Annotated in this window: 10 protein-coding genes and 2 rRNA genes; 3 read left to right on the top strand and 9 right to left on the bottom strand. The window is 45.5% G+C overall.

Going from position 1 to position 18329, the window contains the following annotated elements:
* Positions 1-99: 99 nt before the first annotated feature.
* From QWY16_RS06550 to QWY16_RS06540, 3 genes are all read right to left on the bottom strand, one after another.
* A 23S ribosomal RNA gene (locus QWY16_RS06550) occupies positions 100-3032 on the bottom strand.
* Between the two features lie 209 nt (positions 3033-3241).
* Positions 3242-4794 (bottom strand): 16S ribosomal RNA (locus QWY16_RS06545).
* Together the 16S and 23S rRNA genes form the textbook arrangement of a ribosomal RNA operon.
* Positions 4795-5127: 333 nt before the next feature.
* Positions 5128-6030, bottom strand: a complete 903-nt coding sequence (locus QWY16_RS06540) for a DMT family transporter (RefSeq protein WP_300992154.1) — start codon at positions 6028-6030, stop codon at positions 5128-5130.
* A gap of 118 nt (positions 6031-6148) precedes the next feature.
* On the opposite strand from QWY16_RS06540, the gene QWY16_RS06535 reads away from it, so the two are divergent.
* On the top strand, positions 6149-6880 hold the full coding sequence (locus QWY16_RS06535; RefSeq protein ID WP_300992152.1) for an MgtC/SapB family protein: 732 nt from the start codon (positions 6149-6151) through the stop codon (positions 6878-6880).
* A 12-nt stretch (positions 6881-6892) separates the two neighbouring features.
* A complete protein-coding gene (locus tag QWY16_RS06530) occupies positions 6893-7885 on the top strand; it encodes a cation diffusion facilitator family transporter (protein ID WP_300992150.1) in 993 nt (330 codons plus the stop codon).
* Between the two features lie 41 nt (positions 7886-7926).
* Here QWY16_RS06530 and QWY16_RS06525 read toward each other — a convergent pair whose 3' ends face one another.
* The 4 genes from QWY16_RS06525 to pruA form a co-directional block, all read right to left on the bottom strand.
* A complete protein-coding gene (locus tag QWY16_RS06525) occupies positions 7927-9090 on the bottom strand; it encodes an iron-containing alcohol dehydrogenase (RefSeq protein ID WP_300992148.1) in 1164 nt (387 codons plus the stop codon).
* A gap of 107 nt (positions 9091-9197) precedes the next feature.
* On the bottom strand, positions 9198-10442 hold the full coding sequence (locus tag QWY16_RS06520; protein WP_300992147.1) for a Glu/Leu/Phe/Val family dehydrogenase: 1245 nt from the start codon (positions 10440-10442) through the stop codon (positions 9198-9200).
* 83 nt (positions 10443-10525) lie between these two features.
* On the bottom strand, positions 10526-11719 hold the full coding sequence (locus tag QWY16_RS06515; RefSeq protein WP_300992146.1) for an ornithine--oxo-acid transaminase: 1194 nt from the start codon (positions 11717-11719) through the stop codon (positions 10526-10528).
* Positions 11720-11795: 76 nt separating this feature from the next.
* On the bottom strand, positions 11796-13340 hold the full coding sequence (gene pruA / locus QWY16_RS06510) for an L-glutamate gamma-semialdehyde dehydrogenase (protein WP_300992145.1): 1545 nt from the start codon (positions 13338-13340) through the stop codon (positions 11796-11798).
* 154 nt (positions 13341-13494) lie between these two features.
* Here pruA and QWY16_RS06505 point away from each other — a divergent pair, with 154 nt between their 5' ends.
* Complete coding sequence (locus QWY16_RS06505; protein WP_436837181.1) at positions 13495-14793, top strand: AAA-type ATPase lid domain-containing protein; 1299 nt, start codon at positions 13495-13497, stop codon at positions 14791-14793.
* Positions 14794-15094: 301 nt separating this feature from the next.
* Here the strand turns inward: QWY16_RS06505 and yugI are convergent, their stop codons facing one another.
* Positions 15095-15469: a S1 domain-containing post-transcriptional regulator GSP13 gene (gene yugI / locus QWY16_RS06500; protein ID WP_300992142.1), complete on the bottom strand. Its 375-nt coding sequence runs from the start codon at positions 15467-15469 to the stop codon at positions 15095-15097.
* Between the two features lie 87 nt (positions 15470-15556).
* A complete protein-coding gene (locus QWY16_RS06495) occupies positions 15557-18181 on the bottom strand; it encodes an RNA polymerase sigma factor (RefSeq protein ID WP_300992141.1) in 2625 nt (874 codons plus the stop codon).
* Positions 18182-18329: the final 148 nt, after the last annotated feature.

Raw genomic sequence — 18329 nt, 5'->3', positions numbered from 1 at the left:
GTTTATTATACCAATCCCCGATGGGATTGCAAGCTTTTTTTGAAAAAAACTTGTGCCTTGCGCCTTCAAAACCGGATATGCGACATTGAACAAACGTATTTGGTTAAGTCCTCGATCGATTAGTATTCGTCAGCTGCACGCGTCGCCGCGCTTCCACCCCGAACCTATCTACCTCATCGTCTTTGAGGGATCTTACTTGCTTGCGCAATGGGAAATCTCATCTTGAGGGGGGCTTCGTGCTTAGATGCTTTCAGCACTTATCCCGGCCACACATAGCTACCCAGCGATGCCCCTGGCGGAACAACTGGTACACCAGCGGTGTGTCCATCCCGGTCCTCTCGTACTAAGGACAGCTCCTCTCAAATTTCCTGCGCCCGCGACGGATAGGGACCGAACTGTCTCACGACGTTCTGAACCCAGCTCGCGTACCGCTTTAATGGGCGAACAGCCCAACCCTTGGGACCGACTACAGCCCCAGGATGCGATGAGCCGACATCGAGGTGCCAAACCTCCCCGTCGATGTGGACTCTTGGGGGAGATAAGCCTGTTATCCCCGGGGTAGCTTTTATCCGTTGAGCGATGGCCCTTCCATGCGGAACCACCGGATCACTAAGCCCGTCTTTCGACCCTGCTCGACCTGTCCGTCTCGCAGTCAAGCTCCCTTGTGCCTTTACACTCTGCGAATGATTTCCAACCATTCTGAGGGAACCTTTGGGCGCCTCCGTTACTCTTTAGGAGGCGACCGCCCCAGTCAAACTGCCCGCCTGACACTGTCTCCCACCCCGATCAGGGGTGCGGGTTAGAATTTCAATACAACCAGGGTAGTATCCCACCGACGCCTCCCCCGAAGCTGGCGCTCCGGGCTCAAAGGCTCCTACCTATCCTGTACAAGTTGCACCAAAAGTCAATATCAGGCTACAGTAAAGCTCCACGGGGTCTTTCCGTCCTGTCGCGGGTAACCTGCATCTTCACAGGTACTATAATTTCACCGAGTCTCTCGTTGAGACAGTGCCCAGATCGTTACGCCTTTCGTGCGGGTCGGAACTTACCCGACAAGGAATTTCGCTACCTTAGGACCGTTATAGTTACGGCCGCCGTTTACTGGGGCTTCAGTTCGCACCTTCGCTTGCGCTAAGCACTCCCCTTAACCTTCCAGCACCGGGCAGGCGTCAGCCCCTATACGTCACCTTACGGTTTGGCAGAGACCTGTGTTTTTGCTAAACAGTCGCCTGGGCCTATTCACTGCGGCTCTCTCGGGCTGTTCACCCTACCAGAGCACCCCTTCTCCCGAAGTTACGGGGTCATTTTGCCGAGTTCCTTAACGAGAGTTCACTCGCTCACCTTAGAATTCTCTTCTCGCCTACCTGTGTCGGTTTGCGGTACGGGCACCTCCCGCCTCGCTAGAGGCTTTTCTTGGCAGTGTGAAATCAGGGACTCCAGGGCATACGCCCCTTGCCGTCACCGCTCAACGTTATGGAAATGGGATTTGCCTCATTTCCCGCCTCACGGCTTGGACGCGCTCAACCAACGGCGCGCTCGCCTTATCCTTCTGCGTCCCCCCATTGCTCAAACGGCGGGGAGGTGGTACAGGAATATCAACCTGTTGTCCATCGTCTACGCCTATCGGCCTCGACTTAGGTCCCGACTGACCCTGAGCGGACGAGCCTTCCTCAGGAAACCTTGGGCATTCGGTGGACGGGATTCTCACCCGTCTTTCGTTACTCATACCGGCATTCTCACTTCTAAGCGCTCCACGAATCCTTCCGGTTCCGCTTCAACGCCCTTAGAACGCTCTCCTACCACGGACATCGTTGATGTCCATCCACAGCTTCGGTAATCCGTTTAGCCCCGGTACATTTTCGGCGCAGTGTCACTCGACCAGTGAGCTATTACGCACTCTTTAAATGATGGCTGCTTCTAAGCCAACATCCTGGTTGTCTAAGCAACGCCACATCCTTTTCCACTTAACGGATATTTGGGGACCTTAGCTGGTGGTCTGGGCTGTTTCCCTCTTGACTACGGATCTTATCACTCGCAGTCTGACTCCCAAGCATAAATCACTGGCATTCGGAGTTTGTCTGAATTCGGTAACCCGGGATGGGCCCCTAGTCCAAACAGTGCTCTACCTCCAGGATTCTCAATCTTGAGGCTAGCCCTAAAGCTATTTCGGAGAGAACCAGCTATCTCCAGGTTCGATTGGAATTTCTCCGCTACCCACACCTCATCCCCGCACTTTTCAACGTGCGTGGGTTCGGGCCTCCAGTAAGTGTTACCTTACCTTCACCCTGGACATGGGTAGATCACCTGGTTTCGGGTCTACAACTGCATACTCATTCGCCCTGTTCAGACTCGCTTTCGCTGCGGCTCCGACTTCTCATCTTAACCTTGCATGCAATCGTAACTCGCCGGTTCATTCTACAAAAGGCACGCCATCACCCATGAACGGGCTTTGACTAGTTGTAGGCACACGGTTTCAGGATCTGTTTCACTCCCCTTCCGGGGTGCTTTTCACCTTTCCCTCACGGTACTGGTTCACTATCGGTCACTAGGGAGTATTTAGCCTTGGGAGATGGTCCTCCCGGATTCCGACGGAATTTCACGTGTTCCGCCGTACTCAGGATCCACTCAGGAGGGCACGCCTTTTCGGCTACGGGGCTGTTACCCAGTGTCGCGGACCGTTCCAGGTCGCTTCGCCTAACGCGTGCTTTTGTAACTCCGTATTGAGTGTCCTACAACCCCAAGAGGCAAGCCTCTTGGTTTGGGCTGTTCCCGTTTCGCTCGCCGCTACTCAGGGAATCGCATTTGCTTTCTGTTCCTCCAGGTACTTAGATGTTTCAGTTCCCTGGGTCTGCCTTCTCATGTGCTATGAATTCACACATGGATCCTGCCCCATTACGGGCAGGGGGTTCCCCCATTCGGAAATCTCCGGATCAATGCTCACTTACAGCTCCCCGGAGCATATCGGTGTTAGTGCCGTCCTTCTTCGGCTCCTAGTGCCAAGGCATCCACCGTGCGCCCTTTCTAACTTAACCAAGTTGGTTACATAGAAAGTCGACCGATCGCTCGGTCTCATCACTTGTGTTGCGTTGTTTCGTTTGTTTCAATGTCGTCATATCCAGTTTTCAAAGAACAAGTTGTTGAAAGTCACAAAAAAAGGCATCGCTGCCAAGGTGTGAACCTTCAAAACCGAACGCAAAACGTCAACCGGAACCGTGAGGTTCCGTTCCGAAGTAATCCTTAGAAAGGAGGTGATCCAGCCGCACCTTCCGATACGGCTACCTTGTTACGACTTCACCCCAATCATCTGTCCCACCTTCGGCGGCTGGCTCCCACAAGGGGTTACCTCACCGACTTCGGGTGTTACAAACTCTCGTGGTGTGACGGGCGGTGTGTACAAGGCCCGGGAACGTATTCACCGTGGCATGCTGATCCACGATTACTAGCGATTCCGGCTTCATGCAGGCGAGTTGCAGCCTGCAATCCGAACTGAGAACGGTTTTCTGGGATTGGCTCCCCCTCGCGGGTTGGCGACCCTTTGTACCGTCCATTGTAGCACGTGTGTAGCCCAGGTCATAAGGGGCATGATGATTTGACGTCATCCCCACCTTCCTCCGGTTTGTCACCGGCAGTCACCTTAGAGTGCCCAACTGAATGCTGGCAACTAAGATCAAGGGTTGCGCTCGTTGCGGGACTTAACCCAACATCTCACGACACGAGCTGACGACAACCATGCACCACCTGTCACCGCTGTCCCCGAAGGGAAAGCCTTGTCTCCAAGGCGGGCAGCGGGATGTCAAGACCTGGTAAGGTTCTTCGCGTTGCTTCGAATTAAACCACATGCTCCACCGCTTGTGCGGGCCCCCGTCAATTCCTTTGAGTTTCAGCCTTGCGGCCGTACTCCCCAGGCGGAGTGCTTAATGCGTTAGCTGCAGCACTAAGGGGCGGAAACCCCCTAACACTTAGCACTCATCGTTTACGGCGTGGACTACCAGGGTATCTAATCCTGTTTGCTCCCCACGCTTTCGCGCCTCAGCGTCAGTTACAGACCAGAAAGTCGCCTTCGCCACTGGTGTTCCTCCACATCTCTACGCATTTCACCGCTACACATGGAATTCCACTTTCCTCTTCTGCACTCAAGTCCCCCAGTTTCCAATGACCCTCCACGGTTGAGCCGTGGGCTTTCACATCGGACTTAAAGGACCGCCTGCGCGCGCTTTACGCCCAATAATTCCGGACAACGCTTGCCACCTACGTATTACCGCGGCTGCTGGCACGTAGTTAGCCGTGGCTTTCTGGTAAGGTACCGTCAAGGTGCCGGCAGTTACTCCGGCACGGTTTCTTCCCTTACAACAGAGTTTTACGATCCGAAAACCTTCATCACTCACGCGGCGTTGCTCCGTCAGACTTGCGTCCATTGCGGAAGATTCCCTACTGCTGCCTCCCGTAGGAGTCTGGGCCGTGTCTCAGTCCCAGTGTGGCCGATCACCCTCTCAGGTCGGCTACGCATCGTGGCCTTGGGAGGCCGTTACCCCCCCAACTAGCTAATGCGCCGCGGGCCCATCCAGCAGCGACAGCGTGAGCCGTCTTTCCGTCGGCTCCCAGGCGGGAGCCGAACCTATCCGGTATTAGCCCCGGTTTCCCGGAGTTATCCCGAACTGCAGGGCAGGTTGCCCACGTGTTACTCACCCGTCCGCCGCTGAAAACTTGGAGCAAGCTCCAAATTTTCCGCTCGACTTGCATGTATTAGGCACGCCGCCAGCGTTCGTCCTGAGCCAGGATCAAACTCTCCATTATAGAAGAAATTGATTGCTCAATGTTCTGCTGGCGGGATTGCCGCACGAATGCGCACAATCTCGCTTGATCTGCTTGCGCTGATCAGTAAGTTTGCTCGGATCGCTTTGCGACGATCCTCGCAGAAAATTCGTTGTCGCGCCAAGGCGCTTCAACAATTTTTGTTGACGTTTTGCTGTTCAGTTTTCAAGGTTCAGGTTTTCTTTTGTGAACGCCGCACTCATTGGCGACTTTATTAATATATCCTACTTCCGAAACGTTGTCAATACTATTTCAAAATATTTTTTCCGCTCGTCTTAAGGACATGTATAAATATAAACCGCCACGCGGATAAAATCAACCCCTTTTCTTAAAAAAGATTGATTTTATTTTTTCGTAATCTGCAACGAACAAAATGATTCCCGCCAATACTACACTTCCGCCAACAATCTGGCTTAAGCTCAACACCTCTCCCAGTATGAAATAAGCTAATACAGCAGCCCCTACTGGCTCAAATAAAATAGCAATTGAAATCACGTTCGTACTTACCCACTTCAGCGCCCAATTAAATAAAGTGTGTCCGAGCAAGTTAGGGATTATTGCCAACAATAAAAACCACATCCACTCAGATGCTGGATAAGGACCAAATGATTCTCCTTTGAATACGATATAGAAGAATAACGTTATGGTACTAAAACTATAAACTACAAAAGTATATGTAATTAACGACAGCCTCTTCCTAACATCCTGCCCAAATAGAAGATAAGCTGTTATTAAAGCACAGGCAATCAGAGCTAATATATCTCCATACAATGCTGATCCACTGACTTTAAAATCTCCATAACCGATTAAAACACTTCCGAGCACCGCAATCATTCCAGATATTAATGTCTTTAAAGAAATTTTCTCTTTAAAAAAGAAATAGGTACCGGCAAAAGCAAATAAAGGCTGCAGCGTAACAAGCACAGTAGAGCTTGCAACAGAAGTATAGTTCAATGATTCAAACCATAAGATAAAGTGAAAAGCCAAGAAAACACCTGCAATTGATGTGAAAATCCAATCTCTTTTGCTTAGCTTTTTAATTTCATGGGTATATTTCATAAAGAAGATTGGGCTCATGATGAGAATTGAAAACAGCATTCGGTAAAATGCGGTAACTCCAGAGTCCGCAGATGTCATTTTCACAAAGATTGCTGAGAGAGCAACTGAAAAAACACCGATGATGATGGGAATAAAGGGATGAACCGCTGGTCTTTCCATATTGACGCCTCTTTTCTATTAAGTTCTGTTTGAAAATACATAGTGGATTTCACACTTTTAATAGTGTGACACGTCCAATCTTCTTTTTCAATACTCGAAACGAAAGGAGGCTAAACATGTGGATCTTTTTTCTTCTCTTGAAGTTTTCTCGCTTGAAACTTTTCTAAAATTATTTTTAGCCGCTTTATTAAGTTTAATAATCGGCTTAGAGAGGGAATTAAAAAGAAAGCCTGTAGGTTTAAAGACGAGCATTGTCATCGCCACCTTCAGTTGTTTGTTGACCATCATCTCTATTGAGTCTGCGTATATTGCAAAAGGAAGCGAGCATGACAACGTAAATATTACAATGGATCCACTTCGTTTGGCAGCTCAAATAGTTTCTGGTATTGGTTTTCTTGGAGCTGGTGTTATATTAAAGCGAGGCAATGATTCGATCTCCGGGTTAACAACTGCAGCGATGATTTGGGGAGCCGGCGGAATCGGCATTGCGGTAGCAGCAGGTTTTTATATTGAAGCCGCTGTCTCTGTACTGATTATTCTGATTGGGATTGAGCTCGTCCCCCCCCTGCTCTTTAAATACGGTCCGAAGCGGCTACAGATGATTGAGGCAATCATCAAGATTATTGTTACTGAAAAAAACTCAATCGCTTCAATAGTAGAAGATATAAAAAAAGTTGGTGTCGTGATCGAGACTCTTTCTATTTCCGATCAACAGGAAAAGGGCGAGCCGCAAAAACATGAATTGATTATGCGGACCTCCTTTTCACAGGACAAACAAACACTTTTTCTTTATCAAACGATCGGTTCGATCGACTACGTTGAACAAGTGACGATTGAGTTAATTAATTAAGGAGGAAATGGAATGGCAGAATTTTTTGGATTACTTAAGAACGGAAACAAACCATCGCTGTACGCAGCCATCACAAATACGTTTATCGCAATAATGAAAGGTGTAGCTTTCTTTTTCACAGGAAACGTTGCCATGTTTGCGGAAACGATGCACTCGATCGGTGACGCAGCGAATCAATATTTCGTCTTTATCGGTTCAGCATTATCAAAAAAAGCCCCTACCAAACAATTTCCTAATGGGTTTGGCCGGTTGTTGAATATCGTTCTGCTTGGTGCCGTCCTGATTGTTGGAATCATGGCTTATGAAACTATCGTCGAAGGCTGGCATCAAATGACTCAACCGGTTGAAGCAGAAGGATTCATCATCAGTGTTGTGGTGTTATCAATTGCCATTATTTTAGAAACTTTCGTTCTATATAAAGCCGGAAAAGAAATTCTTCATGAAGCAGGCGTCAAAGGTGGAGCAATGGCTCCATTGACAACAAGTTTTGCTCATATGGATCGCGCAAAGCCTGCAACGAAACTTGTCTTTATGGAAGACTTAGTTGCAACTGCCGGTGGTCTACTCGCTTTGATTGCTGTATTGATCGCCCATTATACCGGCTTCCTTGCAGTTGAAGGTGCTGCATCGATCGCCATCGGGTTAATGATGTTTTACGTGGTTATGAAAGTATTTCTTGAGAATGCACGGGGAGCTATCGGAGAAACTGATGAACAGATGGTTAATCACATCGCCCATTTACTGAGTGAACATCCGGATGTAAAAGATATCCGAAAGCTTGAAGTCATCAAGGAAGGTGAATTTCTTCATGTAGAGACGAAAGTTGAAGTTAATCCTTCACTAAGTGTCGCAGAAGCAGATGAACTTCAAGATCGTATAGCCGAGGTGCTGTTGAGCCAGCCAAGTGTCAATGACGTCGTTGTCTCGTTAGATGCAGATGACGGAGTGAAACATTGGACGCATGTAAGTAAACGCCCTGAATCCATGCCTCCAGTAACCGAATAATTAAAAAAGCTTGAGCGCAATTTTATGCGCTCAAGCTTTTTTTATAGAGATGCTTGCAATATTTCTTTCACATCTTCATCTTTCAACTTCGTAAAGTTGCCGAATTCCCCATAAACCATCGCTTTTTCAACCATTAAATCGATTTTAGTATCATCGATATTGTAGTCAACCAAACGCGTCGGGGCTCCAAGAGATGTCCAGAAATCCCGCAAACGGTCAATTCCTTCAAATGCTATTTCTTCTTCAGTCTTTCCTTCAGGATTCACATCGAAGACGCGAACAGCCATTTGAGCGAATCTGGAAGGATTAACTTTTACATTGTGGCGCATCCACTGCGGGAAAAGAATCGCAAGGCCACCCGCATGAGGAATATCATAGACAGCAGACACCGCATGTTCGATATTATGCGTAGCCCAGTCTCCGTTATAGCCCATTTGCAAGAAGTTATTCAGCCCCATCGTACCGGCGAATAAAATCGTTTCCCGGTGTTCGTAACTTTGTAGATCTTCCATTAATTTTGGCGCAGTTTCAATAACTGCCTTTAATACACCTTCACACATCCGATCTTGGACCGGTGTGTTTGTAGCATTGTTAAAGTATTGTTCAAAAATATGCGACATCATGTCAACAATTCCATAGACTGTATGATTTTCAGGCACTGACATGGTATAAGTCGGATCTAATATCGAAAATTTCGGGAAAGAAAAAGGACTTCCCCACCCATATTTTTCTTGCGTTTCTTCATTAGTGATAACAGATCCGGCGTTCATTTCAGAACCTGTAGCCGCAAGGGTCAATACCGTTCCGAATGGCAAAGCACTTTTCGGCTGCGCTTTGCGTGATACGAAGTCCCAAGCATCGCCTTCATATGTAGCGCCACAAGCTATCAGTTTGGTGCAATCGATAACAGAACCGCCGCCCACGGCTAGCAGCATCTCAATTCCTTCTTTTTTGCAGATTTCAATCCCTTTTCGCGCTGTCGAAATGCGAGGATTCGGCTCCACTCCTGATAATTCAAAAATTTCAAGTTCTGCTTCACCAAGAGTTTGCATCACTTCATCGTATATGCCGTTTTTCTTGATGCTGCCTCCACCGTATACAACCAGGACTTTCTTGCCGTATTTAGGCAATTCTTTCTTTACTGCGGCCAATTGACCTTTACCAAAAATTAACTTAACAGGATTATAAAACGAAAATGCATTCATTTTTCAGCCTCCTTTTCAAACTCTATTATGTCCATTCTATGAAAAAAACGCAAAAATTTGGATTAAAAAAACCGCTCAGGAAATTCCCAAGCGGTTAATCTTCAATATTATACCCATCCACGGAAGCGGGCAGCTTCTGCCGTTCTTCGGACACCTACCATATAGGCAGCTAAGCGCATGTCAATATTGCGCGTAATAGCTACATTGTATACATTTTCAAATGCATCAACTAATTTTTTAGTTAACTTTTCATCGACTTCTTCTTGTGTCCAGTAATAACCTTGGTTGTTCTGAACCCATTCAAAGTAAGAAACAGTTACTCCACCAGCGCTCGCCAATACATCAGGAACCAGCAGGATTCCACGATCAGATAGAATCTTCGTTGCTTCTGCAGTAGTAGGGCCATTTGCAGCTTCCACTACGATTGAAGCTTTGATGTTCGGTGCGTTTTCTGCAGTGATTTGATTAGAAATCGCAGCAGGAACAATAATGTCGCAATCCAATTCAAACAATTCTTTATTGGTAATCGTATTTTCAAATAATGTAGTCACTGTACCAAAACTGTCGCGGCGATCGAGCAAATACTCAATATCCAAACCATCTGGATCGTGAAGAGCACCGTAAGCATCGGAAATACCAACAATTTTTGCACCTTGATCATGCAAGAATTTAGCTAAGAAACTGCCTGCGTTTCCGAAACCTTGAATAACAACTCTAGCGCCTTTCATTTCCAAATCGCGTTTTTTAGCAGCTTCATTAAGAACAATCGTCACGCCTTGGGCTGTTGCTTTGTCCCGGCCTTGAGAGCCTCCCAGAACAATCGGTTTTCCGGTAATAAATCCTGGTGAGTTGAATTCATCAATTTTGCTGTATTCATCCATCATCCAAGCCATGATTTGAGAATTTGTAAATACGTCCGGTGCCGGGATGTCTTTGTTCGGTCCTACGATTTGGCTAATAGAACGCACATACCCACGGCTCAATTTCTCAATTTCATGCATTGACATTTCACGGGGATCGCAAATAATGCCGCCTTTACCGCCGCCGTATGGCAAATCAACGATTCCGCATTTCAGTGTCATCCACATAGATAATGCTATAACTTCTTCACGGTTCACTTCAGGATGGAAACGAATTCCACCTTTCGTTGGTCCTACTGCATCGTTGTGCTGTGCACGGAACCCGGTAAACACTTTTGTTTTTCCATCATCCATACGTACTGGAATACGGACTTCCATAATTCGCATCGGTTCTTTTAGAAGTTCGTACATCGCTTCTTCATATCCAAGTTTATCCAAAGCAGTTTTAATAACACTCTGCGTTGAAGTCAACAAATTCAAGTTTTCAGCCATTGTTTTAATTCGCCTCTTTATATTTATAGTTATAACTCCGCAACTAGTGTAACATAATTGAGTTTATATTTGTCAGTCCGTTCTTATTTTAAGAAGACTTTTTGAATGCGCTCAATTGCCCAGTCCAAGTCTTCTTTTGAAATAATCAGCGGTGGAGCAAAACGGATGACTGTGTCATGAGTTTCTTTGCACAGTAAGCCAAGTTCTTTCAATTGTTCGCAATATGGACGAGCTTCTTCTGTCAGTTCCATTCCGATGAATAAACCGCGTCCGCGAACTTCTTTAATAGAAGGATGATCGATTTCACGCAATTTGCCCATGAAATATTCTCCTAGTTCAAGTGAACGATCTGCCAGTTCCTCTTCTTGCAGCACTTCCATCGAAGCAATTGAAACAGCACACGCAAGCGGATTTCCGCCAAAAGTAGAACCGTGTGAACCTGGGTTAAAGACACCAAGGATTTCATGGTCAGCTACCACGCAAGAAATCGGGAATACTCCGCCGCCCAGCGCTTTTCCAAGTATGTACATATCCGGATTTACATCTTCCCATTCACAAGCAAACATTTTACCAGTACGCGCAAGGCCGCATTGAATTTCATCGGCAATGAACAGGACGTTGTTTTCACGGCAAAGTTCTCTTGCAGCTTTCAAGAAACCTTCTTCCGGCATAATGATTCCAGCTTCGCCTTGGATAGGCTCAATCAAGAATGCAGCTGTGTTCGGCGTGATGGCATTTCTTAAAGCTTCTAAATCACCGTAAGGAATCAAGTTGATGCCTGGAAGCATCGGTCCAAAACCTTTGCGGTATTCAGGATCTGACGATAATGAAACAGCAGTCATTGTACGGCCATGGAAATTCCCGTTGCAGGCAATGATTTCTGCTTGGTTTTCTTCAACGCCTTTAACATCATAAGCCCAGCGGCGGGCTGCTTTGAAAGCGGTTTCCACTGCTTCCGCACCCGTGTTCATCGGCAATGCCATTTCCTTGCCTGAAATATTGCAGATCATTTCATACCATGGAGCGAGCATATCGTTATGGAAAGCACGAGAAGTCAAAGTCACACGGTCCGCTTGATCTTTTAATGCCTTGATAATTTTAGGGTGGCGATGGCCCTGGTTAACTGCAGAATATGCAGAAAGCATGTCCATGAATTGATTGCCTTCCGGATCTTTTACCCAAACACCTTCCGCTTCAGTAATAACGATTGGAAGTGGATGATAGTTGTGAGCACCGTACTTTTCAGTTTTTTCAATAATTTGCTGTGTTTTTGTCATGTTATTTCCTCCTTTTTTAAAAAAGGCAGACGTTGCGTCTGCCTCTTTATGAATTACTATAACATTTGCCGAATAATTATAACATCTCTGAAGTTGTTTTAGCTTGCAGATGAAGAGTCAGGTAATCCGGACCGCCTGCTTTTGAATCCGTACCAGACATATTGAATCCGCCAAATGGCTGGTATCCAACAATAGCGCCTGTGCATCCGCGGTTGAAGTAAAGGTTACCGACATGGAAATCTTCACGTGCTTGCTCTAGGTGTTCACGGTTGTTTGTGATGACCGCTCCAGTCAAGCCGTATTCAGTGTTGTTGGCAATTTCAATCGCTTCAGTGAAGTCTTTTGCTTTTGAAATGCCGATAACTGGCCCGAAAATTTCTTCTTGCATGATGCGTGATTTTGGATCAAGGTCAGCAATGATTGTCGGGTTAACGAAGTAACCTGTTGAGTCATCTCCAGTACCACCAGCAACTAGACGGCCTTCCCCTTTTCCAATTTCAACATAGTCCATGATTTTCTTGTATGCCGCTGCATCAATCACTGGTCCCATGAAGTTGTTCTGGTCAACCGGGTTACCGATTGTCAATTCGCCCGTCAATTCAATGACACGGTCCAACACTTGGTCGTAAACATCTTCAACGATGACTGCACGTGACGCTGCAGAACATTTCTGTCCGCTGAATCCGAATGCAGATTTCACGATGGTCTGAGCTGCAAGTTCAAGATCTGCTTCTTTATCCACGACCATAGTATCTTTCCCGCCCATTTCAGCAATTAAACGTTTCATCCAGATTTGTCCTTCATTTACTTTAGAAGAACGTTCTGCAATGCGAAGTCCGACTGCACGTGAACCAGTGAAAGAGATAAAGCGAGTTTGCGGGTGATCAACAAGGTAATCCCCTACTTCAGCGCCAGGTCCTGGAATGAAGTTGACAACGCCTGCCGGCATTCCTGCTTCTTCTAGAACTTCGATGAATTTATAAGCGACAACCGGAGTTGTAGAAGCCGGCTTCAATAGTACTGTGTTTCCAGTTACCATCGCAGCTACAGTCGTACCAGCCATGATAGCGAAAGCGAAGTTCCAAGGCGAAATGACAACGCCCACGCCTAAAGGAATGTAATCATAACGGTTGTATTCGCCCGGACGGCTCATAACAGGCATGCCGTCTTTTAAACGAAGCATTTGGCGAGCATAGTATTCCAGGAAGTCGATTGCTTCTGCTGTATCTGCATCCGCTTCGTTCCATGGCTTCCCTGCTTCTTTTGTTAATAGAGCTGAGAATTCGTGTTTGCGGCGGCGAATAATTGCTGCTGCTTTGAATAGTACATCTGCACGTACTTCAGGTTTTACTTTTTTCCAAGTTTTAAATGCTTCAAGAGCTGATTGCATCGCTTTTTCAGCTAATTCTTTATTAGATTTAGAAACGCGGCCAACGATTTCTTCTTTGTCAGCTGGGTTGAATGATACGATTTTGTCTTCAGTCATTACACGCTCTCCACCGATGATCAATGGGTAGTCTTGGCCTAAATATGCCTCAACTGTTTTCAAACCTGCTAGAAAAGCATTGCGGTTTTCTTCGATTGAGAAATCTGTAAATGGTTCATGTTTGTAGGGAATCATGTAAATCCTCCTTGAATTTTGTAGGTATGCAAAAAAAATTTGCACTTCTAATATCTTTACATATATAATAATGCAAAAGATTGTTGCATTAATCAAGCATTTTCTATCAAAAAGCTAAAATAATTTTGAGGTGATAGTATTGACCAGCGAAGAAATGGACATGACGCCTTTTTTAAAATTCGCTGCCGAGCATGTAGCGGTTGGCATTCATGCAGTTGACCTGAAAGGCAAGACCATTTTATACAATAATAAAATGAAAGAAATTGAAGGATTCGACTTTGAAGAATTGGTTGACCGCTCCTTGTTGGAAATGTTCCGTTTTGACCAGCATGAAAGTACATTGCTTCAAGTGCTGCAAACAGGAGAAGCTGTTTTTAATGCGAAGCAAACATACTGGAACCGCAAAGGACAGCAAATTACGACTCTAAATGATACTTACCCCATTTATTCAAAAGGAAAGTTAATTGGAGCGATGGAAATGTCCCGGGATGTTACGACGCTTGAGAAAGTCGTGTATCAGCCATTGAAAAAATATGAAGAACCGATTACCTTCAACAGCATTACAGCTGTTTCGAATAGCATGAGAAAAGTGCTCGAAACCGCCGAGAAAGCGGCTGCGACCAAATTGCCGGTGTTATTGATTGGAGAATCCGGCACAGGAAAAGAGCTGATTGCTGAAGCCATCCATTGGGCTTCTTCTTCAAAAGGGCAACTTTACACCCTATACTGCCACGGCACCAATGGTGAATTGATTGATCAATTGAACAAAAACCTGTCCGCCAAATCCGGTGGCACGATTTATTGCGAACGCATCGATTTATTATCGCGGCCACTGCAAATCCAGTTATTGAAGATGGCTCAAGACCAAATGAGTGGCGATACATATTTTATCGCAAGTGTCGGCGAAGATCCGGTAGAGCTGATTGCTTCGAATAAATTATCAAAAGAGCTTTATTACTTCTTTTCCGCAATGACCATCAAATTGGAACCATTGCGGAACCGCAAAGAAGATATACAGCCTTTCATCGACGATTATTTATCACGCCACCGCATGAATTTCGGTTCTATGGTTCGCGGATTAGATGATGAAGTCAAAAAACTCTTTATGGCATATGATTGGCCTGGGAATTTGAAAGAACTCGAACTTCTTTTGGATGAAATCACCTCACTGATCACGACTCAGGAACATATCAGCTTAAATTTGCTTCCCTCGCATTTTAAGTCTAAAGCGATGAACAAAACCGCTTTGGCCCCTGAAGATTTTATCATCCGTTCCGGCAGGGAATTACTGCCGCTTGATGATTATTTGTTTGAAGCGGAGATGTACTATTTGCAGAAGGCAATGGATCTTCATGGAGGCAATGTAACAAAAGCAGCAGCGGCTCTCGGCATGAGCCGGCAAAATCTGCAGTACCGCTTAAGAAAAATCAAAAAAAATGAAGCGCAGACATGATGTCTGTGCTTCATTTTTTGCATTTGCGGCAATATGGCCGCCTGCATATTTCTTACTGTCTAGCTGCAACGGCCAGATTCTAGGGTCGTAAGCCGTTCCGCCTGTGTGGCTGAAAATACGCCACTTCGGCAGCCCGTCTTACGCCCGTCAAATCTAGACGGCCGTTTCCGCTTTTCTTATTGTCCAGTTCCGGCGATCAGGTCCTCGGGTCATAAGCCACCCCGGCTGTGCGGCTGAAAACATGCCGCTTCGCCAGTGCGTCTTATGCCTGTCGGACCTTACTCGATCGCCTACACTTTTCTTATTGCCCTGAACGTTTGATCCATTCTTGCATTTTGTCTTTCAATGAGTTGAATCCTTCAGAATCATTTTCATTCACGTGTGATTGAAGTGATTGTTTTGGTTTTTCAGTGCGTTGAGCTGCTGGTGGCTGCTCTTGAAGTGCACGGATTGATAAGCTGATTTTTTTTGATTTTTCATCAACTTCCAATACTTTTACGTTTACTTCTTGGCCTACTGCCAAATATTCGCTTACTTCTTTTACGTAGCCGTGAGTGATTTCTGAAATGTGGACCAATCCTTGTGTTTGATCGTCCAATGCCACGAATGCCCCGTATGGCTGAATTCCTGTTACTTTACCTGTTACTGTGTCGCCTGCTTGATATGTTTTTGTCATGTTCTACCCGCTCCTATACTTATCTAATTATCCTGTACACCTATTGGCATCTGTATATTATAGCACAGTACTAGCCCGGTAGTAAAATTAGTACATATTTAAATCTCCTATTTTCCAGCCTTTCTCGGTTTTCACCATAGTCAACTGGTTGCCATTAAAGGGTTCGCTCTCCACCGGCTGCTGGTTTTCAAAATACAAAATGCCGGTTTCCACATTAGGAATAAACCCGTAGTTGGCGGAATCCATAGAGAAAATCACCCGATTGGCCTCTGAAAGACCAATCACTCCGCGCGATTCTATCTGTGCTTCAAGAACTTCCGGTGCCTGCTGTGTTTCATCTTCGTACAAGGCAGACATTGTGCGGACGTCATCCTTTTCTTTTGCCAGCAAGAACATGCCGCCTATTTCACCAGGAGAAGCCACATTCAATATGTCTTCTTCCAGGTCAGCAGAAAATTCAGCATAGAGAGATTCCACTTTTTTAGTGAAGCTTTGTCCTTTTTCTGCAAGATCATAGGATTCATATAGATGATACTTTACGAGCCAAAGATCTTTTCCCGAAGTGACAAGCCCTGGCATATATTGCATTGGGCCATTTTCTTCAAAAAAATTCAGATATGGAAATAGCTCCAGGTTCTTGCCTATTCTGTGCACATTTTCCGGACCTGCTTCAATCCATCTCATGCCTGCAAAAAAATCAGGCTGTTTTCTCCAAAAACGCAGGTAGTCCTCCAGCTCCGGTTTCGCGCCTTCGTCTTCCATTAAATTCCACATTGTCACTGGATCCTCTTGCTGATTTGCATACTGATACAAAATTAAAGTATCCAATGGCGCAAGCCCTATTAACAGATTTTTATCATGCCCAGCAGAAAATGATTTATAAAGCTTAGCCATCGCTTCAAAATCATAATGCTCGATTTCAACTAACTCCTTTTCAACCACGACATCGCCATTCGGCAGTTTTTCTGCTAAGAGCCCCTTTTTTTCCATTTCCATCGCTTCCATAATATTCTCATACGCTAGATTGTCGTAGCTCTTGGATGAGGTCCAGCCACTGGCCTCCATTTCCTCCACAATCGGCAGCATTAGATAAAGCAGCGGGTTGCCCGCCTGTGTGCTGAAAGTTTTCCAAGCCAGCTGATATTCTTCTTTAACTACTCCATGACTATCGAATATCGTTTGATCTTCCGTTCCTTTAAGCAACAGGAAAAAGGAATGCTGAAAAATGAAAGCAAATTCCTGATACAACTTTGATGAAGTCTTTGCTTCCACCAAGTTAAGTTCCATATGACTCAATATTTGCGCCATATGCTCTGACGGCAACAACAGCCCCTTATCATCAAAATAAGGATCGTTCGCCAGAAGATTGAAATAAGCATTAGCTGTATAATCCTGATTCATTACATCACTTGAATACAGAGCTTCCGGGTGCCTTCTCACTATAAATCGCTCTTCTGCCGGATGCTTAACAACCGTCAGCCCCCTCTCCCTTAAAGAAGCCAGCAAACCTTGCACTTCAACAGGCAAGCCCTTCGGCTGTGCCATTAATTTTTCTGCAGATAAAAGTCCATTGAACTTCACTTGTGCTAAAGCTTCCTCGTGCTGCACCAATACTTGTTCAGCCGAAATCAGCAATTCTTTAGTTTTTGCTCCATAGCCATACAGGAATTCCAAGTTTTCTTCTCCAGTGAGGAAAACATCCTGCACCCCCATCGCCATTCCGTTAGGCGTATCGATTGCAAGCAGCAGCTTATCAACTTGCCGCTGCATCTTTTTCTTGTCATTCCCCATCTTTTCTATATTGCTTTCCTTAAATGTCCTCTTCATTAAAGCGTCCGCTTCTTTAACAAAAGCAAATTGCTCATATACTTCTGGATCTACCCCGAGGCGTGCAGGAGAAGATGCGCGAATATCATTGAATTCCGCACGCCATTCTTCCACCATTTTTGCTGTAACAGTTTCGTCAGCTTCTACTGAAGCCGGAGAATTGATGTTTGGATTGGGGTCATCAAACAGAAAAGATGCCCCGACCACTCCCGCCATGGCGATTCCCGCAACAGCAAGCAGGACAGTAGACCGTTTGGCGGCCGTCCTTTTTCCATCAGCATCCATTGCGTCAATCTGGATCTCCTCTTGTTGCTCATTTGTAGAAAAGTCACTTTCAGAAAGCGAAAAAGGTATTCTTGCATATGATTTCTCTATAAATTCCAGTCTTTTTTCTATCTGGACATCGTTCTGCAAAGCTAATCGATGAGTTAAAAAAGCCTTGGCTTGGATCACACTTTCGTGGATTTGCTGCTCTGGCTTCCCTAATATCCCGCTAACTTCCCATAGGCTTTTTCCATAAAAATTAACCAAAAGGAACGGAATTCGTTGTTGCTCATCCATTCCCTGTATTGCCTCATGGGTTTCCTTGTCTTCCTCAAATCGGAGCGCTTCCGTTTCCATGGATTCCGCTGTTTTTTCCCGATATCCAGTTAACAATTTAATGGCCGTCTGCCATAATCTTTTTTCTGCTTCTTCAGGTTGGATGTCGCTTAATAATGTATAGATTTTCCGGAACACTTCACCCTGATAGGCACTGGTTGCAGCTAATGGGATGCCATTTTGAAAGCCAAACCGGCCAATCAGTAATTGGTTTGCAAAACACCATTTGCTAAAAGCCGCACGGTCACCAGATTTAGCATGGAAAAACAACTCGTTTATTTCCATTTGGCCCTCTCCTTTATTTCGGACTATTCCAACAATTCCTTTTTTTGTTTATTATACACGAAGATAAAACTAGCAAATTACTTAAAGCTATTTTTTTTATTATTACTCGTGTAGAATAATAAAATGTTTGATTATTAGGAGTGAAGAA

Origin of the sequence: Planococcus shenhongbingii (assembly GCF_030413635.1) — a bacterium.
GTDB lineage: Bacteria > Bacillota > Bacilli > Bacillales_A > Planococcaceae > Planococcus > Planococcus shenhongbingii.
This window is presented reverse-complemented; position numbering and strand designations above follow the sequence as displayed.